General features: G+C 60.6%; 16 protein-coding genes. 10 read left to right on the top strand and 6 right to left on the bottom strand.

Annotated elements, in window-relative coordinates:
- The first annotated feature begins 88 nt into the window (after window positions 1–88).
- The 3 genes from nrfH (at window position 89) to F6V25_RS10825 (ending at window position 2,630) form a co-directional block, all read left to right on the top strand.
- Window positions 89–553 carry a cytochrome c nitrite reductase small subunit gene (gene nrfH / locus F6V25_RS10835; protein ID WP_151128596.1) on the top strand — a complete coding sequence of 155 codons (465 nt, stop codon included), beginning with the start codon at window positions 89–91 and terminating at the stop codon, window positions 551–553.
- Between the two features lie 24 nt (window positions 554–577).
- On the top strand, window positions 578–2,041 hold the full coding sequence (locus F6V25_RS10830) for an ammonia-forming cytochrome c nitrite reductase subunit c552 (RefSeq protein WP_151128595.1): 1,464 nt from the start codon (window positions 578–580) through the stop codon (window positions 2,039–2,041).
- A gap of 208 nt (window positions 2,042–2,249) precedes the next feature.
- Window positions 2,250–2,630 carry a 4Fe-4S binding protein gene (locus tag F6V25_RS10825; protein WP_151128594.1) on the top strand — a complete coding sequence of 127 codons (381 nt, stop codon included), beginning with the start codon at window positions 2,250–2,252 and terminating at the stop codon, window positions 2,628–2,630.
- 116 nt (window positions 2,631–2,746) lie between these two features.
- On the opposite strand, the gene F6V25_RS10820 is transcribed toward F6V25_RS10825, so the two are convergent.
- Window positions 2,747–3,340: a hypothetical protein gene (locus tag F6V25_RS10820; protein ID WP_151128593.1), complete on the bottom strand. Its 594-nt coding sequence runs from the start codon at window positions 3,338–3,340 to the stop codon at window positions 2,747–2,749.
- Window positions 3,341–3,634: 294 nt separating this feature from the next.
- Here F6V25_RS10820 and F6V25_RS10815 point away from each other — a divergent pair, with 294 nt between their 5' ends.
- Window positions 3,635–4,129 (top strand): ferritin family protein, encoded by a 495-nt coding sequence (locus tag F6V25_RS10815; protein ID WP_151128592.1) that lies wholly within the window; start codon window positions 3,635–3,637, stop codon window positions 4,127–4,129.
- 58 nt (window positions 4,130–4,187) lie between these two features.
- Here F6V25_RS10815 and F6V25_RS10810 read toward each other — a convergent pair whose 3' ends face one another.
- From F6V25_RS10810 to F6V25_RS10790, 5 genes are all read right to left on the bottom strand, one after another.
- Window positions 4,188–5,117 (bottom strand): cation diffusion facilitator family transporter, encoded by a 930-nt coding sequence (locus F6V25_RS10810; protein ID WP_151128591.1) that lies wholly within the window; start codon window positions 5,115–5,117, stop codon window positions 4,188–4,190.
- A 90-nt stretch (window positions 5,118–5,207) separates the two neighbouring features.
- A complete protein-coding gene (locus tag F6V25_RS10805; protein WP_151128590.1) occupies window positions 5,208–5,969 on the bottom strand; it encodes a TerC family protein in 762 nt (253 codons plus the stop codon).
- A gap of 294 nt (window positions 5,970–6,263) precedes the next feature.
- Window positions 6,264–7,118, bottom strand: coding sequence for a c-type cytochrome biogenesis protein CcsB (ccsB, locus tag F6V25_RS10800; protein WP_151128589.1), 855 nt, complete (start codon window positions 7,116–7,118; stop codon window positions 6,264–6,266).
- The gene (gene resB / locus F6V25_RS10795) at window positions 7,118–8,497 is read right to left on the bottom strand and encodes a cytochrome c biogenesis protein ResB (protein WP_151128588.1); all 1,380 of its coding nucleotides are present in this window, start codon (window positions 8,495–8,497) and stop codon (window positions 7,118–7,120) included. Before resB ends, ccsB begins: the two co-directional genes overlap by 1 nt.
- 138 nt (window positions 8,498–8,635) lie before the next feature.
- A complete protein-coding gene (locus F6V25_RS10790; protein ID WP_151128587.1) occupies window positions 8,636–8,983 on the bottom strand; it encodes a hypothetical protein in 348 nt (115 codons plus the stop codon).
- Between the two features lie 279 nt (window positions 8,984–9,262).
- Between F6V25_RS10790 and F6V25_RS10785 the strand changes: the two genes are divergently transcribed.
- The 6 genes from F6V25_RS10785 to F6V25_RS10760 all read left to right on the top strand — a co-directional run bounded on the left by F6V25_RS10785 (window position 9,263) and on the right by F6V25_RS10760 (window position 14,693).
- A complete protein-coding gene (locus F6V25_RS10785) occupies window positions 9,263–9,685 on the top strand; it encodes a heavy-metal-associated domain-containing protein (RefSeq protein ID WP_151128586.1) in 423 nt (140 codons plus the stop codon).
- A gap of 18 nt (window positions 9,686–9,703) precedes the next feature.
- Window positions 9,704–10,162 carry a Fe-S-containing protein gene (locus F6V25_RS10780; RefSeq protein ID WP_338045594.1) on the top strand — a complete coding sequence of 153 codons (459 nt, stop codon included), beginning with the start codon at window positions 9,704–9,706 and terminating at the stop codon, window positions 10,160–10,162.
- Window positions 10,163–11,323, top strand: a complete 1,161-nt coding sequence (locus F6V25_RS10775; protein WP_151128584.1) for an ABC transporter permease — start codon at window positions 10,163–10,165, stop codon at window positions 11,321–11,323. It begins immediately after the preceding gene.
- A gap of 171 nt (window positions 11,324–11,494) precedes the next feature.
- Window positions 11,495–12,160 (top strand): ABC transporter ATP-binding protein, encoded by a 666-nt coding sequence (locus F6V25_RS10770; protein ID WP_151128583.1) that lies wholly within the window; start codon window positions 11,495–11,497, stop codon window positions 12,158–12,160.
- Window positions 12,161–12,225: 65 nt separating this feature from the next.
- Entirely contained in the window at window positions 12,226–13,332 is a 1,107-nt protein-coding gene (locus F6V25_RS10765; RefSeq protein WP_151128582.1) for a two-component system sensor histidine kinase NtrB, read from the top strand.
- Entirely contained in the window at window positions 13,329–14,693 is a 1,365-nt protein-coding gene (locus F6V25_RS10760) for a sigma-54-dependent transcriptional regulator (protein ID WP_151128581.1), read from the top strand. Before F6V25_RS10765 ends, F6V25_RS10760 begins: the two co-directional genes overlap by 4 nt.
- Window positions 14,694–14,770: the final 77 nt, after the last annotated feature.

Genomic DNA, 14,770 nt, shown 5'->3' with positions numbered 1-14,770 from the left:
ACATCAACCGTAGGGGACTCCCCGAAACGAACGGACGTGCGCAACAGAGGGATAAAATGAAAAAAGAGCGATGGGAGGGGGTGGGAGCATGTCGAGTATTTTGAGCGGGAAACAGTGGGTAGTCCTGAGCCTTGCCGGTGTTGCCGCACTGTTGGTGGTTGCGTTCCTGTTGGTGGGACCACCCCAGCTACTGGCAAAATCCGACTCTCCCGGTTTTTGCGCGGGATGCCATGTCATGGAGAGCGAGCATACCGCCTTCCTGCATGCCGGAGCGCACCGCAGAAACCGCTGTGTCGATTGTCATCTGCCGAATGAGAACCTGGCGATTCATTACGTCTGGAAGTCCATCGACGGCATGAAGGACGCGATCTTCTTCTATTCCGGCCACACCCCGGAACGGATCACACTTTCCGAACATGGGGCAAAGGTACTCCAGGCAAACTGTATCAGATGCCACGAAGAATTGGTTTCCATGATCAATACGGAACAAAAATGCTGGAGTTGCCATCGCAGCATTACCCATTTACGCAGCGGCGCAATAGAGACACTCTAATATAAAACAAAAGGGGGTACACCAATGAAGATGAGAACTGTGGTTTTTGTGGTTGCTGCGGCAGGTATGGGGTTGTTCGCCGGCGGCTGTTCTCCGCAAAAGGCCGAGCAGGTGAAAACGGTACAGATCGCGGACGGCACGATCGATCCGGCAGAGTGGGGAAAAGCGTACCCGGTCGAATACGAAATGTGGAAAAAAACCGCCGATGCGCCGGAGACGCCCGGCCTGAGCAAATACAAAAGAGGGAACGACAACCCTAAATCCATGGTCGACAAGCTCTCCGAATATCCGTACCTTGCCCTGCTCTTTAACGGCTGGGGTTTCGGCATCGGGTATAACGAACCCCGCGGCCATTCACACATGGTGCAGGACCAGCTCGATATCGATGCATCGCGTGTCAAGGCCGGCGGCGTCTGTCTCACCTGCAAGACCCCTTACGTCAATCATCTCGTGAAAACCATGGGCGCCGACTACTACAAGACGCCCTACAAGGAGGTCCTGGCCAAGATCCCCGATCAGAAGAACGCCACCCTCAGCGTGGCCTGCAGCGATTGCCACAACAACAAGGACATGTCCCTGATGCTCTCCCGGGATTTCACCCTCGGCGCTGCACTTCGCGACATAGGTGTGGATACCACCAAGCTCGATCATCAGACGAAACGGACCCTTGTCTGTGCCCAGTGTCATGTTACCTATGTCATCCCCAAGGACAAGGAGATGCATTCAACCGGGGTGTTCTTCCCCTGGCAGGGAAGCAAGCTCGGCAATATCACCATCGAAAATATCATCAAGAAGATTCAGAGCGACCCTTCCTACGGCGAGTGGAAACAAACCGTTACCGGTTTCAAGCTGGGATTCATCCGCCATCCCGAATATGAACTTTTCTCCAACAACAGCGTGCACTGGAAAGCGGGGGCGTCCTGTGCCGATTGCCATATGCCGTACACCAAGGTCGGTTCCCACAAGGCATCCGACCATCGCATCACGAGCCCGCTGAAAAACGGCCTGAAGGGTTGCCTACAGTGCCATGCGGAGAGCCCGGAATGGCTCAAGGGCCAGGTCATCGCCATCCAGGACCGGACCGTTTCCCTGCAGATACGTGCCGGTTATGCAACGGCCACCGTGGCCAAACTCTTTGAGATGACCCACAAGGCCCAGGCGGCCGGCAAGACCATCGATAAGGGGCTCTACGACAAGGCGAAGGAATACTACGAAGAGGCTTTCTACCGCTGCACCTTTATCGGCGCGGAGAACTCGGTGGGCTTCCACAACCCCAGCGAGTCCATGCGGGTGCTGGGAGACTCGGTTGCCTTTGCCACCAAGGCGGAAGGGCTGCTCCGTCAGGCACTGGCGCAGGCGGGAGTAAGCGTCCCGGCCAAGGTTGATCTCGAGCTTGCCAAATACCTCAACGACCGGGGGGCAGGTAAGCTGAAGTTCCGCAAGGAACTGGAACTGCCCGATCCAAGCGGTGTCCAGAATCGTTTCTAGGCTTCCGTACCATGTGTGAGACGAAAGCCCCGCGGTCAACAGCCGCGGGGCTTTCGTTTTTGGCTGTCCAGGCCTTAAAAACTTCTACCATTGGAACCCTCACTCGTGCCATTATATTCACAGTATGATCGTCTGCCCCTGTGCGATGGCAGACAACGCCAGCGGAGAGATTCCTGGCGTGACATAAAAGGAAAACAGAGACACAGCAATGGACATCAGCCGCAAGGAATTTTTCAAAAAGAGCCTGTACTCCCTGGGCGAGGCGATCACCACGGTCAGCGGCGCCCTGAAGGAGTCGGAACCTGAACGGCCCACCATCCGCGACACCGCCGATTTCGTCCCGGGCGGGGAGGAAAATATGCGGGCGGTGGCCAGTAACGAGCGGTGCCTGGCCAAGAACTGCGGCTGCTTCGCCTGTTTCGAACGGTGCGAACTCCAGGCCATCACCGTGGTAATGGGTGAAGGGATCAGGATCGACGAGACCAGATGCACCGGCTGCGGCACCTGCGAATATGTCTGTCCGGTGACCCCCAAGGCGGTCAGGTTGCAACCCCGCAAGGGCTTGGAACCGCCTATCCAAAAGGCATAAGGCAAACAAAAAACAGACTGCAGTAAGTAGGAACCCACTTGTTATACGTACCATAAGAAAAGCCCCGTTTCGAAAGGAACGGGGCTTTTCTTATGCTTTGCTGGGTGTGGGGCGCACTAGGCGGCCAGCAACCCGAACAGGCTCTCCTGGATATTTGCGATATCCTCCGACGTCGGCTGCACGTTGCCGATCCGTTTGAGCCAAAAATGGTCCGATGCGGTCAGCCCCTCGGTCTCGAGCTTCATCTCCACCGGGAACAGGGAAAAATAGCTGAGCTGCCGCAGTATCCCCACCAGAAAACCGATCTTGTCGGCCCCCACGATCCTGGCGTAGAGCGAGCCGCCGTGGCGCGACGAGACTTCCAGATGATAATCCTTCAAGCTGATGGCGGGTGCGGATTTGTAATTCGCCGATGTATTGAATATGGACGGGACATCCAGGGAGGCCAGGCTTTCCGGGCGAGCCGTGCACGGCTTGATCTCGAACTGAGCCGACCACTTGAGGGCGCTGGTCTTGACGGCGCTCCCCCGGATGATGCTGATATCCTGCAGCGTGAGGGCTGACGCCAGGGAACCGGCCCAGCCCGACGAGAGGACCCCGTTGAGTTCCAGGAGCGCCGTTCCCCCCTGGGGCCTGATGGCGTACTCGAGATTCTTTCCGGGAGATACATGGTGCCGGGAGCTGTCGGTCGTAAAGCTGCTCGTCGTCATTGGCTGCCTCGCTTCGTTGCTTTTTAAAATGAAGAATGCAATTTGCTTACCGATGTGCATTTGAATAAAACCCGGCCTGACAAACCGGGCATCCGGCCGGGTTTTATTGCCCTTCCACGCTCGAACTCCCCGGGGCTATCCCCTCAGTGCCCCCCTAAAAACCCGGTCCGGTGCTTAACGAACCGACAGGGTGCACGAATTTGCGGCAGAACAACCGGGCCGAAACATCGTTAACCGGCACACCGTCCATCTGCTCTTGTGCTATAATAACGGCATGCAGAGGAGGTGAATGATATGGACGCAATCGAATTCATGGCCCGTTTTGAAGAAGACGGCCTTCGTTTTTTTGAAGCCCTCGGCGCCGAAAGCGCCGATGCCGAACGAAAAGAGTTGTTCGACCTCCTGGCCGACAATCAGAAGCGCCACCTGGGCACCCTTGAGAGTCTGAAGGTGAACGTGCACGGCATCGAAACCGATACCACCCTGGTTAACCGGGCCGAGCAGGTAATCAACGGCTTCCGGCGGACACTCAACCACCACGACCTTCTCAAGGAATTCAAACAGGATGCCGACGCCTTTGATCATATTGTGAAGGCCGAGGAAGAGATCATCGGCCTCTTGGACGGGATGGCCAAGGCCGAAGCGGAGGGAAACACGCGGGAGTTGCTGGTGTTGCTGGCTGAGGAGGAGAAGCAGCATCTGTGCAGGATGGAGAACATCTACGAGTTTATCGAAGCCCCCCGCAGCTACCTGGAGTGGGGCGAATTTTCAAACCTGCAGCCGCTGTAACAGATACCGTAAGAGAAGAAACGTGGGGCGCCGGTGAGAGGCGCCCTTTTTTTATGGGTCAGTGGGCGTGGTCGTGATGGTGGTGGGATATGTGGTTCAGGTCCTTGATGACCGGCCGGGCCAGACAGGCGCTGCATTCCACCTGCAGGGTGGTATGGGTGATGTGGTAGCGGTCCAGGAGCATGTGTTCCACCTCGTGGATCACCTCGGCCTGCTGCCACTTGAAGTCGTCGTTCACGTCCAGGTGAGCGGAGAGGGCCACGATGTGGGAGCAGATGGACCAGACGTTGAGGTGATGGATATTCTGAACCCCCGGCACGCTGCGGAGGCTCCCGGCGATCTCGCTCACCTTCAACCCGCGGGGCACCCCCTCCAGCAGGATGTGGGTCGATTCCCGCAATACCCGCCAGGCCCCGAAGAAGACCACGAAGCCGATGCCGATGGAGATGAGCGCATCGAGCAGATACCAGTGGGTAAAGTACATGACCACCCCGCCGACGATGACGCCCACCGAGGCGGCCGCGTCGCCGATGACGTGGAGAAAGGCGCTGTGCACGTTGAGATCGTCGTGGGAATGCCGGTGGAGGGCCGAGGCGGCGATCAGGTTCATGGCCAGGCCGATCACCGCGATGACGAACATGGGGAGGCTGTTGACCGGTTCCGGGTGCAGCAGACGCCCGGCCGCCTCGTAGAGGATGCCGAAGGCGATCAGGAAGATCGATACCCCGTTGATGAAGGAGGCGAAGACCTCGGCCCGGTGCCAGCCGAAGGTGCGGGTCTCGGACGAGGGGAGCCCGGCCAGCTTGATGGCGCCCAGGGAGAGCAGCAGGGCGAACAGGTCCAGGAACACATGGGCGGCATCGGACAACAGGGCCAGGGAGTTGGTCCAGATGCCGCCGATGACTTCGGCCACCAGGGTGACCACCGTGAGCAGGATGGCGTAACGAAACCGGGCGGCGATGCTTTTGTCGGGATTGTGTGGGTTCATGATAGCTCAACCATACCATAGGTCTGGGCAAAATTCAAAAACAGCGGCGGCGCAACGGCGTCCCTGACCGCATTACCCCGGTTTCGGTGCTCATGGGGTGCCTTCATCGGCAGGCTCCTCGTAGGGCTGATGCAGCGTTAACGGCGTTGCGCCCCGGCGGAGACGCAGGTTGAGCATCTCCACCATGACGGAGAAGGCCATGGCGAAGTAGATGTATCCCTTGGGGATGTGCATGTCCAGACCGTCGCCGATCAGCGATACGCCGATCAGGAGCAGGAAGCTGAGCGCCAGCATCTTGATGGTCGGGTGCCGTTCCACGAAGGCGCTGATCGCTCCCGAGAAGAGCATCATGAACCCCACCGCAATGACCACCGCCGCAACCATGACCGCCAGCTTGTTGGCCATGCCCAGGGCCGTGATGATCGAGTCGAGGGAAAAAACGATGTCGAGCATCAGGATCTGGACGATGACGCCGCCGAAGGTGGTTCCGGCACGGCCGGAAGCGGCGTGCTCCCCCTCCCCTTCGAGTTTGCCGTGGATCTCCATGGTGCTTTTGCCCAACAGGAACAGGCCGCCCGCGATCAGGATCAGGTCGCGCCCCGAGATCGCGTTGCCCAGCACCGAAAAGAACGGCTTGGTGAGTCCCATCAGCCAGGTCAGGGAAAACAGGAGGCCGATCCTGATGAACATCGCCAGCCCCAGGCCCACCAGCCTGGCCCGCTCCTGCTTATGGGCTGGCAGTTTGCCGGCCAGGATGGAGATGAAGATGATGTTGTCGATGCCGAGCACGATCTCCAGTGCGGTCAGCGTCGCCAGGGCCAGCCAGACCTGGGGGTCGGTGAGCCATTCCATGATGTACCTCCTTGTTCGGTTCCCGGCATCGGCACGATTGGCCAGCACACGGGATGGGGAAAAAACGTGTGTCTCCGACGATACAATGTGCGCCGGGGAAAATAAAAAAGACCTTTATCCCGGCGTGTGAACGTCTGGATAAAGGTCTTGCTTTCGAATGTCATCGTCCCCAGCCCGGGCCGTGCGACCGTATTGACGGGCCTGGGGCCGGCCATGTCTCCGGCCGGTAGCTACTCCCCTTTATACAGCTAGGTATATACTCAATCTCCGATGAGACTGTCAAGGGGATTGCACCTACTTCCCTCCGCCGTAGCTATGGAGGCCCGACAGGAACAGGTTGACCCCCAGGTAGCAAAAGATGGTGGCGGCAAAGCCGATGATGGAGAGCCAGGCCGCCTTTTTGCCGACCCAGCCGCGAGTGAAGCGGGCGTGGAGGAACGCGGCGTACACGAACCAAACGATCAGGGACCAGGTTTCCTTGGGGTCCCAGCTCCAGTAGGTGCCCCAGGCGTAGTTGGCCCAGGCCGCGCCGGTGATGATGCCCAGGGTCAGCAGGGGGAAGCCGACCATGATGGCGCGGTAGTTCAGGTCGTCCAGCACCCGGATAGGGGGGAACATGCCCATCAGGCCGCCGGCGGGGGCGGAACCGCCCCCCTCCTCGCTGCCGGCCTTGATCAGGTACATGATGGAGATGCCGCAGGCCACGGCAAAGGCCGCATAACCGAGGAAACAGGTGACCACATGGTACAGGAGCCAGTTGCTCTGGAGCGCCGGGACGAGCGGCTCGATGCCGCTGTTCAATCCGAGCTGTGCCCAGGCCATGCCCAGCAGGGCAAAGGGCATGACAAAGGCGCCGATGACCCGGTATTTGTACTTGAGGTCGAGCAGGGCGAAGATCAGCACGATGGTCCAGGAAAAGAAGACCACGGACTCGTACAGGTTGGAGAGGGGCGCATGGCCGTACCCCATGTCGTAGGACTCCTTCCAGCGCAGCACGATTGCACCGGTCTGGGCCAGAAGGCCGGCGTAGGCGGTCACGATGCCGGCCGCGCCGAGCGCCTTGGCACGGCTGGCGAGAAAGGCGAAGAACAGCAGCATGGAGACGAGATAGGTAAACGTGGTGACATTGAACAGAAGTGAGCTTGTCATTATCTTTTCTCCCCTGAGCATTCTGTTTTGAGCTTATCGGCAAGCCGGTCGAAGAAGAGCTGGAAGGCAGCCTGGTTCTTGCTGGCGTTACCGCCCATGGTGACGGTTCCGTGCTGAATCCGCACCCAGATACGGCGGTGAGAGAGGAAGAACGCGGTAAAGATGCCCGCCACCATGAGCAGGCAGCCCAGCCAGACGATCCAGACGCCCGGGTCCTTCGCCACCTGCAGGCCGGTGTACATCCGCTTTTCCTCGCCTTTGAAGTGGATGACCGGCCCCTTGCCGTGCTGTTTCGCATGCTCGATATTCAGTTCGGGATGATTGGCGTAGACCACCACCCGTTCCGAAGCGCCGCCGGCTCCATGGATCTCGATATTGGCCGCCGGGCCGGAGAGGCCGGGGGCGAAGGGGGCGATGTCGGGCGTGGTCTCGAGCACGTGCATGCTGCTCCCGTCCGGCAGGGTTGCCGAGCCGGTGGCGGGCACCGTTACCGGGACGGCGTTCTTGCCGTCGAGATCGGTGACCAGAAAGCGGTATTCACCGGCATTGCCGTAGCTGGATTGGTAGAAGGTGATCCCCTTGTAGGTCAAGGGATCGTTGACGATGATCGCCCTGTGCTCGTAACCCGGCACCGGCTTGCCGTTCTCCAGCACGGTCAGGACGCTCCTGAACTCCTTGGGGGCGCCGCTGTCGTAAAAGGACGCGCTGAACTTCTCGCAAAGCACCGAGAAGCCGAGATCGATCTCCTTCTCCGAACGGGTTACCACCTTGGCAACACTCTCCCCTTCCATGATATTGGCGAAGGCCTTGTAGCCGAAAAGCGAACCGATCATCGTACCGATGAAGATGACGATGACGCTCAGATGGACGAAGTAGACCGAGAGGCGGCACCAGGGGGTCTTCTGGGCAAACAGGTGGTGGGCTCCGTCGTTTTCCGTCGCCACCGGCTCGGCAAACTCGGCCTTGAGAAGGGCGGTCACCTTTGCCTGGAGCGCCTCGGGCTCGCCGCCCGCCTTGAAGGAAACCACATTGGGCAGCGATTTTTCCAGCCCGCTGCCCAGCACCGTTACCGGCTGGGTGATGGTCTTCCAGATATGGGGCAGGCGTTTGATGGAGCAGGCGACCAGATTGACCGTCAGCAGGTAGAGCAGCAGGATGAACCACCAGGAATGGTACATGTCGAAGAAGCCCAGGGCCTGGTACAGCTTGAATTTGACCGGAGAGATCTGTTGCAGGTACTCCTGGGGCGGCGTCCCCTGGGGGATGATCGTCCCGATGATCGAGGTGGCCGCCAGGGTGATGAGCAGGGACATGGTAAGCTTCAGAGAGCAGAAGAAGTCCCACAGGGAGTTCAGAAAACTGCGTTGATCGGTTGTCACGTTGGCAGACTCCTTTGGTAGTGTGTCCCCCTGCGGCCGGACGCCGGGGGCGCACGCAGCAACAGGGCAGTATGGTGAAAGGCTTGTCGATGCAGGAGGGATGCCAAACAGGGGTGCGGCATCCCGACGATGGCCGGATCAGGCGGTGCGGTTCTGCGGGGGCACGTAGATGGAGGGGTAAACCTGGGGCAGTTCCCCGTGGATTTCAGGGCAGCGCAGGAACGTAACCATCGGTGTATAGGCGACCGTGACGCGCTGGCCGAAGGGGGCGTGGCAGGGGCAACAACAGGCGCTTTCGCAGCAATCCGCATGCGGCGTTCCCGAGCAGGGGCACGAGCCGCAGGGGGCCCCGTCGCCGGTCTGCACGACCTGGGTCCCGGTGTTGCAGGCCTCAGGGGCGTCGCAATGGGCAAAGGCCTTTACCGGCAGCAGCAGGTACAGGGCGATGACGATGATGGCGAATGGGTAATACACTGAATGGCGCATGGCTGGTTCACTTCGTATAGAATTCGGGCCGCCCTGTCAACGATTAATCGTCAGGCCCATCCTACCGCCTGTTTCGGCAGATCCCCGTGTGGGGAATATTCCACACACGCCTGGCGGATATTCTCCACACGCAAAATACATTCCAGCGCGGACAAGCCGAATATATAAACGATATTACAGCCATTTACACAATAGAGCCGCGCTGGCATGCTCCTTGAAAACAGGAAAACAACGTGGATCGGCCGGTGAAATGACCGTGCGCGACCGAATGGGGCGACTATGAAAAACAGAATCATCAATACGGTATTGGTCGTGACGGCGATCGTGTTCCTTGCCCTCCTGGCGGTACACGTCAGGGCCGGGGCGACCGCCGACTCGGTGGCGGTCCTGAAGACGGCCGGCATGACGTGCGGAAGCTGCGCCGACAGGATTACAAAGACGCTGCGGAGTACCAAAGGCGTCGCCACGACCGAGGTGGACCTGGAGGGCGGTTGGGTCATTGTCGGCTACGACACCAAGGCGATCAAACCGGAGGTGTTGGCGGAGAACGTCAAAAAAGCCGGGTTCGCCAGCACGGTCCAGGAGGTCGTGACGCCGGAGCAGTACCGGCGAATCACCGGCAAGGACGTGGGCGCGAGCGGTGCCGGCAGACAAGGGTGTTGCGGGAGCAAAGGCTGCGGGACAGGAACTACAACCAAGTAGGGGGAGCAGGGTATGCACATGAATTACACCAAGAAACTGGTTTGGGCAGGGATCATCATCGGAGCGCTGTTGATCTGCGCAGCAGGGGTGTTTGCCTTTTCCCTGGGCAAGTACGAAAAGATCAAGGCCAACAACGGCACGGTTTCCATCCCGGTTTCCCGCTTGAGTGGCGACAAGGTCCGTTTCTACCGTTTCGACGACGGGGGCAAGAGCATCGCTTTCTTCGTCGTCAAGGCGCCGGACGGCAGCTACCGCACCGCCTTTGACGCCTGCGACGTCTGTTACCGGGAAAAGAAGGGGTACGAGCAGCAGGGGAACCAGATGCTCTGCAAGAACTGCAATAAGAAATTCGCCATCGACCGTATCGGCCCCAACTCGGGCGGAGGCTGCAATCCATCCTTTCTCCCCCACCAGCTGAGCGGGGGCGCCATCACCATCAAGGCGGCCGATCTTAAGGCAGGGGCACGGTTCTTTTAGATGAAACTCCACACCATCGCCCTGAACAATCTCAAGCGCCGCAAGGCCAAGATGGCCTTTCTGACTATCGGTCTGATGGTGGGGATCGGGACCATCGTGACCCTGCTCACCCTCACCACGTCCATGTCCCGGGATATCGAACACAAGATGGACGAGTTCGGGGCCAACATCCTGGTGACCCCCCAGAGCAACGGCCTGGCCATGAACTACGGCGGCATCAGCCTGGGGGGCGTGACCTTCGACCAGCGGGAGATCCGCGAAGCCGACCTGGCCCGCATCGCGACCATCGCCAACCACCGCAACATCTCGGCCGTGAGCCCCAAGGTGCTGGGAAGCGTCCCCATCGGCGGGCACGACGTCCTCCTGGTGGGGGTCAATTTCGCCAGCGAGCTGAAGATGAAACAGTGGTGGCGGATCTTCGGCGATGCCCCCAAGGGGGACAACGAACTGTTGTTGGGGAGCGACGCCTCCAAGGTGCTCAACGCGGCGAGCGGGGACACGCTCCAGATCAAGGGTGAAGCCTTCAAGGTTGTCGGGGTGCTGGACCAGACCGGCTCCCAGGACGACTCGCTGGTCTTTGCGCCGCTCAGAAAGGCCCAGAAGCTGCTCGGCAAGGAAGGCAGGATCACCCTGGCCGAGGTGGCGGCCCTCTGTTCCGGCTGCCCCATCGGCGACATGGTCGTCCAGATCGCCGAAAAACTGCCCGACGCCAAGGTATCGGCCATCCAGCAGGTGGTGGAGGGACGCCTCAAGGCGCTGAACCAGTTCAAGCGTTTCTCCTACGCCATGGCCGGCGTAGTGGTGTTCATCGGCTCCCTGATCGTCTTCGTCACCATGATGGGGAGCGTCAACGAGCGCACCACCGAGATCGGCGTCTTCCGGGCCATCGGCTTCCGGAAGAGCCACATCATGCGGATCATCCTGCTGGAGGCGGCCCTGGTCAGCCTGCTGGCCGGCCTTTTGGGGTACGGCGTCGGCATGGGGGGCGCCAAACTTGCGCTCCCCTTCATGGCGGAGGCCAAAGACGCCAAGCTGCTCTGGGATGGCTGGGTGGCGGGCGGCTCCATCGCCCTGGCCCTGGTGCTGGGCCTTTTGGCCAGCCTGTATCCGGCGTTGCATGCCAGCAGGATGGACCCGACGGAAGCATTACGTGCCCTGTAGGGAAACGCGGCTTTTGCGCAATATCTGCGTAAGTCTTCGGGACTGCTTTGTGCGGCGTAGCGCTGCTACGCCTCCGCGCAATCCCTCGACAGCCTTGATCTTGCACAAAATCCACGTTTCTTATGGTGGTCTGCCATAAACAAAAACCCGTTTTTCAAGAGAGTCCAAATAATGCCACTCATTGAAATCAATAATCTGACCAAGCACTACACCAGCGGCGGCGAGACGGTCGAGGCCCTGCGCGGCGTGGACATCGTTATCGAGGCCGGGGAATTTATCACCGTCATGGGGCAGTCCGGCTCCGGCAAGAGCACCCTCCTCTCGGTGCTGGGGGGTATGAACCACCCCACATCGGGCGAGGTGGAGATGGCCGGGGTCAGGCTCTACCGGCTCCCCGGCGAAAAGCTGGCCGATTTCCGGGCCCAGAATCTGGGGTTCGTCTTCCAGTCCTTCCACCTGATCCCCTATCTGACGGCGCTGGAAAACGTCATGCTCCCCCTGGCCATCGTCAAGGTGAAGAACGCCCAGAAACAGGCCGCCGCCCGCCAGGCCCTGGGACGGGTCGGCCTGGGGGCCAAGGCCGGGCGGCTCCCCAACCAACTCTCGGGGGGCGAGCAGGAACGGGTCGCCATCGCCCGGGCCATCGTCAACACGCCCCACATCCTCCTGGCCGACGAACCGACCGGCAACCTGGATTCCCGCACCAGCGACGAGGTCATGGCCCTGTTCCGGGAACTGAACGCCGCCGGCCAGACCATCGTGATGGTCACCCACAACCCGGACAACGGCAGGTACAGCGACCGGACCATCACCTTGAAGGATGGACGGGTAGTATAACTTACGAGCCCGAGAGAAACTGATTTGGGTTTAACTTTCCGCGAGGTTGCGCTATATAGGTACCTATGAAATCAACCATCCTCCGCACCGTACTTCTGGCCTTTTCCATCCTCGGCATCAGCCTGCTCCACTACCTGACTCCGCTGCACCTCCACTATCTGCATGACATCTTTCAGCGGTTCTACTACCTGCCGATCATCCTGGCGGCCCTCTGGTTCGGCTTCCGGGGCGGCCTGCTCTGCTCCCTCACGGTCAGCGTGGTGTACGCCCCCCACATCCTCTTCCAGTGGGGGGGCGGCCTGACCCTGGAGATGGAAAAGTACCTGGAAATCGTCATGTATAACGTGGTGGGGGGCGTCACGGGGCTCCTGGCGCAGCGCGAGCGCGCCCGCAGCTCTGAGTTGCAGAAAACCGCCCAGGGGCTGGAGGAATCCTACAACAAGCTGCAAACCCAGTCGGAACGGATCATGACCATCGAGGAGCAGTTGCGCCGGGCGGAACGGCTCTCCACCCTGGGGGAAATGGCGGCGGTGCTGGCCCACGAGATCAGGAACCCCTTAGGCTCCATCCGCGGCACGGCCGAAATCCTGCGGGACGACTACCAGCCCGGCGACCCCAAGCACGAGTTTATCGAGATTCAGATCAAGGAGACCGAGCGGCTCAACCGGGTGGTGGAGGAGTTCCTGCGCATGACCCGTCCCCAACCGACGGAGATGGGGCGCTGCTCGTTGCGGGAAGAGCTGGAGACCATCGTCACCCTGACCACCAACGACGCCAAGGCCCGCAAGATCAAGCTCACCTTGGAGCCGCCCACCGGCGACCTCTTCGTGAGCGCCGACGGTGAAAAGCTGCGCCAGGCGTTCCTGAATATCGTCATCAACGCCCTCCAGGCCACACCGGCGGACGGCACCGTGACCATCGCCACCCGACAGGCCGACGGACACCACGAGATCCGCTTCAGCGACAGCGGACCGGGGATAGAGGCCAGCGCCCTGGCCCGGGTCTTCGAGCCGTTCTTCACCACCAAGCCGGACGGCACCGGCCTGGGGCTGGCCATCACGAAGAAGATCATCGAGGCCCATGGCGGCACGATGGAGGTGGAGAGCGAGGTTGGCACGGGCACGACGGTTATTGTCAGGTTGCCGAACATGGAAAGCGAAGAGACGCCATGAAACCTAAAATCCTCATCATCGACGACGACACCTCCCTCCGGCGGGTGCTGGAATACAACCTCCAGGAAGCGGGCTACCAGGTGGTTGCCGCAACCAGCGGCGAGGAGGGGTTGCGGCTGTTCGCCGATGAAGCGCCCGCCCTGGTCATCACCGACATGAAGATGCCCGGCATGGACGGGCTTCAGGTGTTGAAGGCCGTCAAGGAGCGCTCGCCCGAGACCCTGGTGATGATCATCACCGCCTTCGGCACCGTGGATATCGCCGTGGAGGCCATGAAACTGGGGGCCTACGACTACATCACCAAACCCTTCAACCGGGACGAACTCCGGCTCACCGTGGGCAAGGCGCTGCAATTCACCGGCATGGCCGCCGAGAACAAACGCCTGAAGAATCAACTAGCCGACCAATCCGACTTCCGCACCATCGTGGGCGCCTCGCGCCAGATGGAGCGGGTCTTCGACGTCGTGCGCAAGGTGGCGGACAGCGAGGCGGCGGTGTTGATCACCGGCGAATCGGGCACCGGCAAGGAGCTGGTAGCCCGCTCGATCCACGCCCACAGCGGACGCAGGGACGCCCCCTTCGTGGCCATCAACTGCGCCGCCATCCCCCGCGACCTGCTGGAGAGCGAACTGTTCGGCCACGTCAAGGGGGCCTTCACCGGAGCGGTAAAGGACAAGACCGGCAGGTTCCAACTGGCCGAGGGGGGCACCCTGTTCCTGGACGAGGTGGGCGAACTGCCGCTGGAATTGCAGCCCAAGCTGCTTAGGGCCTTGCAGGAGCGGGTCGTGGAACCGGTGGGGGGGACCAAGGCCCACAAGCTGGACGTACGCCTGGTGGCCGCCACCAACCTGGATATGGAAAAAGCGCTGGCCGAGGGGACCTTCCGGGAGGACCTGTACTACCGGCTGTCGGTCATCCCGATCCACCTCCCCCCCCTGCGGGAGCGGCCGGACGACATACCACTCCTGCTCCGCTACTTCTGCGCCAAGCACGGCAGCCCCCAGGTCAACTTCGACCGCCAGGCCCTGGATACGCTGGTGAACTACGGCTGGCCCGGCAACGTGCGGGAACTGGAGAACACCGTGGAACGCCTGCTGATCATGCGCAACGGGGACAACATCCCCCAGGAGGAGTTGCCGGACAAGATCCGCTCCGGGAACGGCGCTGCGCCCGGAACGACAGCGGTGTTCAACCTCCCCCCCGAGGGGTATTCCCTGGAACAGCTGGAGCACGAGGTGGTGGTGGCCGCCCTGGAGCGCAACAACTGGAACCAGACCGCCGCGGCGCGGTTCCTGCGCATCCCCCGCCATACCCTCATCTACCGCATGGAGAAATACGGCATCGTTCCCCCGGAAAAATAAACATCTGCCACAGAAACGCGGAGACGCAGAGGTACACAGAGAAAGGCAAAACGAGGTGGAAAGCAAAAATCTTTTGA

Source organism: Oryzomonas japonica, from assembly GCF_008802365.1.
Classification (GTDB): domain Bacteria; phylum Desulfobacterota; class Desulfuromonadia; order Geobacterales; family Pseudopelobacteraceae; genus Oryzomonas; species Oryzomonas japonica.
Note: the sequence above shows the minus strand (reverse complement) of the source record. Positions and strands in the feature narration are given on the sequence as shown.

Excerpts from the sequence above, each read along its gene's own strand:
- F6V25_RS10830 (WP_151128595.1), top strand. The coding sequence starts at position 578 with ATGAAGATGAGAACTGTGGTTTTTGTGGTTGCTGCGGCAGGTATGGGG.
- nrfH (WP_151128596.1), top strand. The coding sequence starts at position 89 with ATGTCGAGTATTTTGAGCGGGAAACAGTGGGTAGTCCTGAGCCTTGCC.
- F6V25_RS10760 (WP_151128581.1), top strand. The coding sequence starts at position 13,329 with ATGAAACCTAAAATCCTCATCATCGACGACGACACCTCCCTCCGGCGG.
- F6V25_RS10820 (WP_151128593.1), bottom strand. The coding sequence starts at position 3,340 with ATGACGACGAGCAGCTTTACGACCGACAGCTCCCGGCACCATGTATCT.
- F6V25_RS10775 (WP_151128584.1), top strand. The coding sequence starts at position 10,163 with ATGAAACTCCACACCATCGCCCTGAACAATCTCAAGCGCCGCAAGGCC.
- F6V25_RS10810 (WP_151128591.1), bottom strand. The coding sequence starts at position 5,117 with ATGAACCCACACAATCCCGACAAAAGCATCGCCGCCCGGTTTCGTTAC.
- F6V25_RS10815 (WP_151128592.1), top strand. The coding sequence starts at position 3,635 with ATGGACGCAATCGAATTCATGGCCCGTTTTGAAGAAGACGGCCTTCGT.
- F6V25_RS10785 (WP_151128586.1), top strand. The coding sequence starts at position 9,263 with ATGAAAAACAGAATCATCAATACGGTATTGGTCGTGACGGCGATCGTG.
- F6V25_RS10780 (WP_338045594.1), top strand. The coding sequence starts at position 9,704 with ATGAATTACACCAAGAAACTGGTTTGGGCAGGGATCATCATCGGAGCG.
- F6V25_RS10765 (WP_151128582.1), top strand. The coding sequence starts at position 12,226 with ATGAAATCAACCATCCTCCGCACCGTACTTCTGGCCTTTTCCATCCTC.
- F6V25_RS10790 (WP_151128587.1), bottom strand. The coding sequence starts at position 8,983 with ATGCGCCATTCAGTGTATTACCCATTCGCCATCATCGTCATCGCCCTG.
- ccsB (WP_151128589.1), bottom strand. The coding sequence starts at position 7,118 with ATGACAAGCTCACTTCTGTTCAATGTCACCACGTTTACCTATCTCGTC.
- F6V25_RS10805 (WP_151128590.1), bottom strand. The coding sequence starts at position 5,969 with ATGGAATGGCTCACCGACCCCCAGGTCTGGCTGGCCCTGGCGACGCTG.
- F6V25_RS10770 (WP_151128583.1), top strand. The coding sequence starts at position 11,495 with ATGCCACTCATTGAAATCAATAATCTGACCAAGCACTACACCAGCGGC.
- F6V25_RS10825 (WP_151128594.1), top strand. The coding sequence starts at position 2,250 with ATGGACATCAGCCGCAAGGAATTTTTCAAAAAGAGCCTGTACTCCCTG.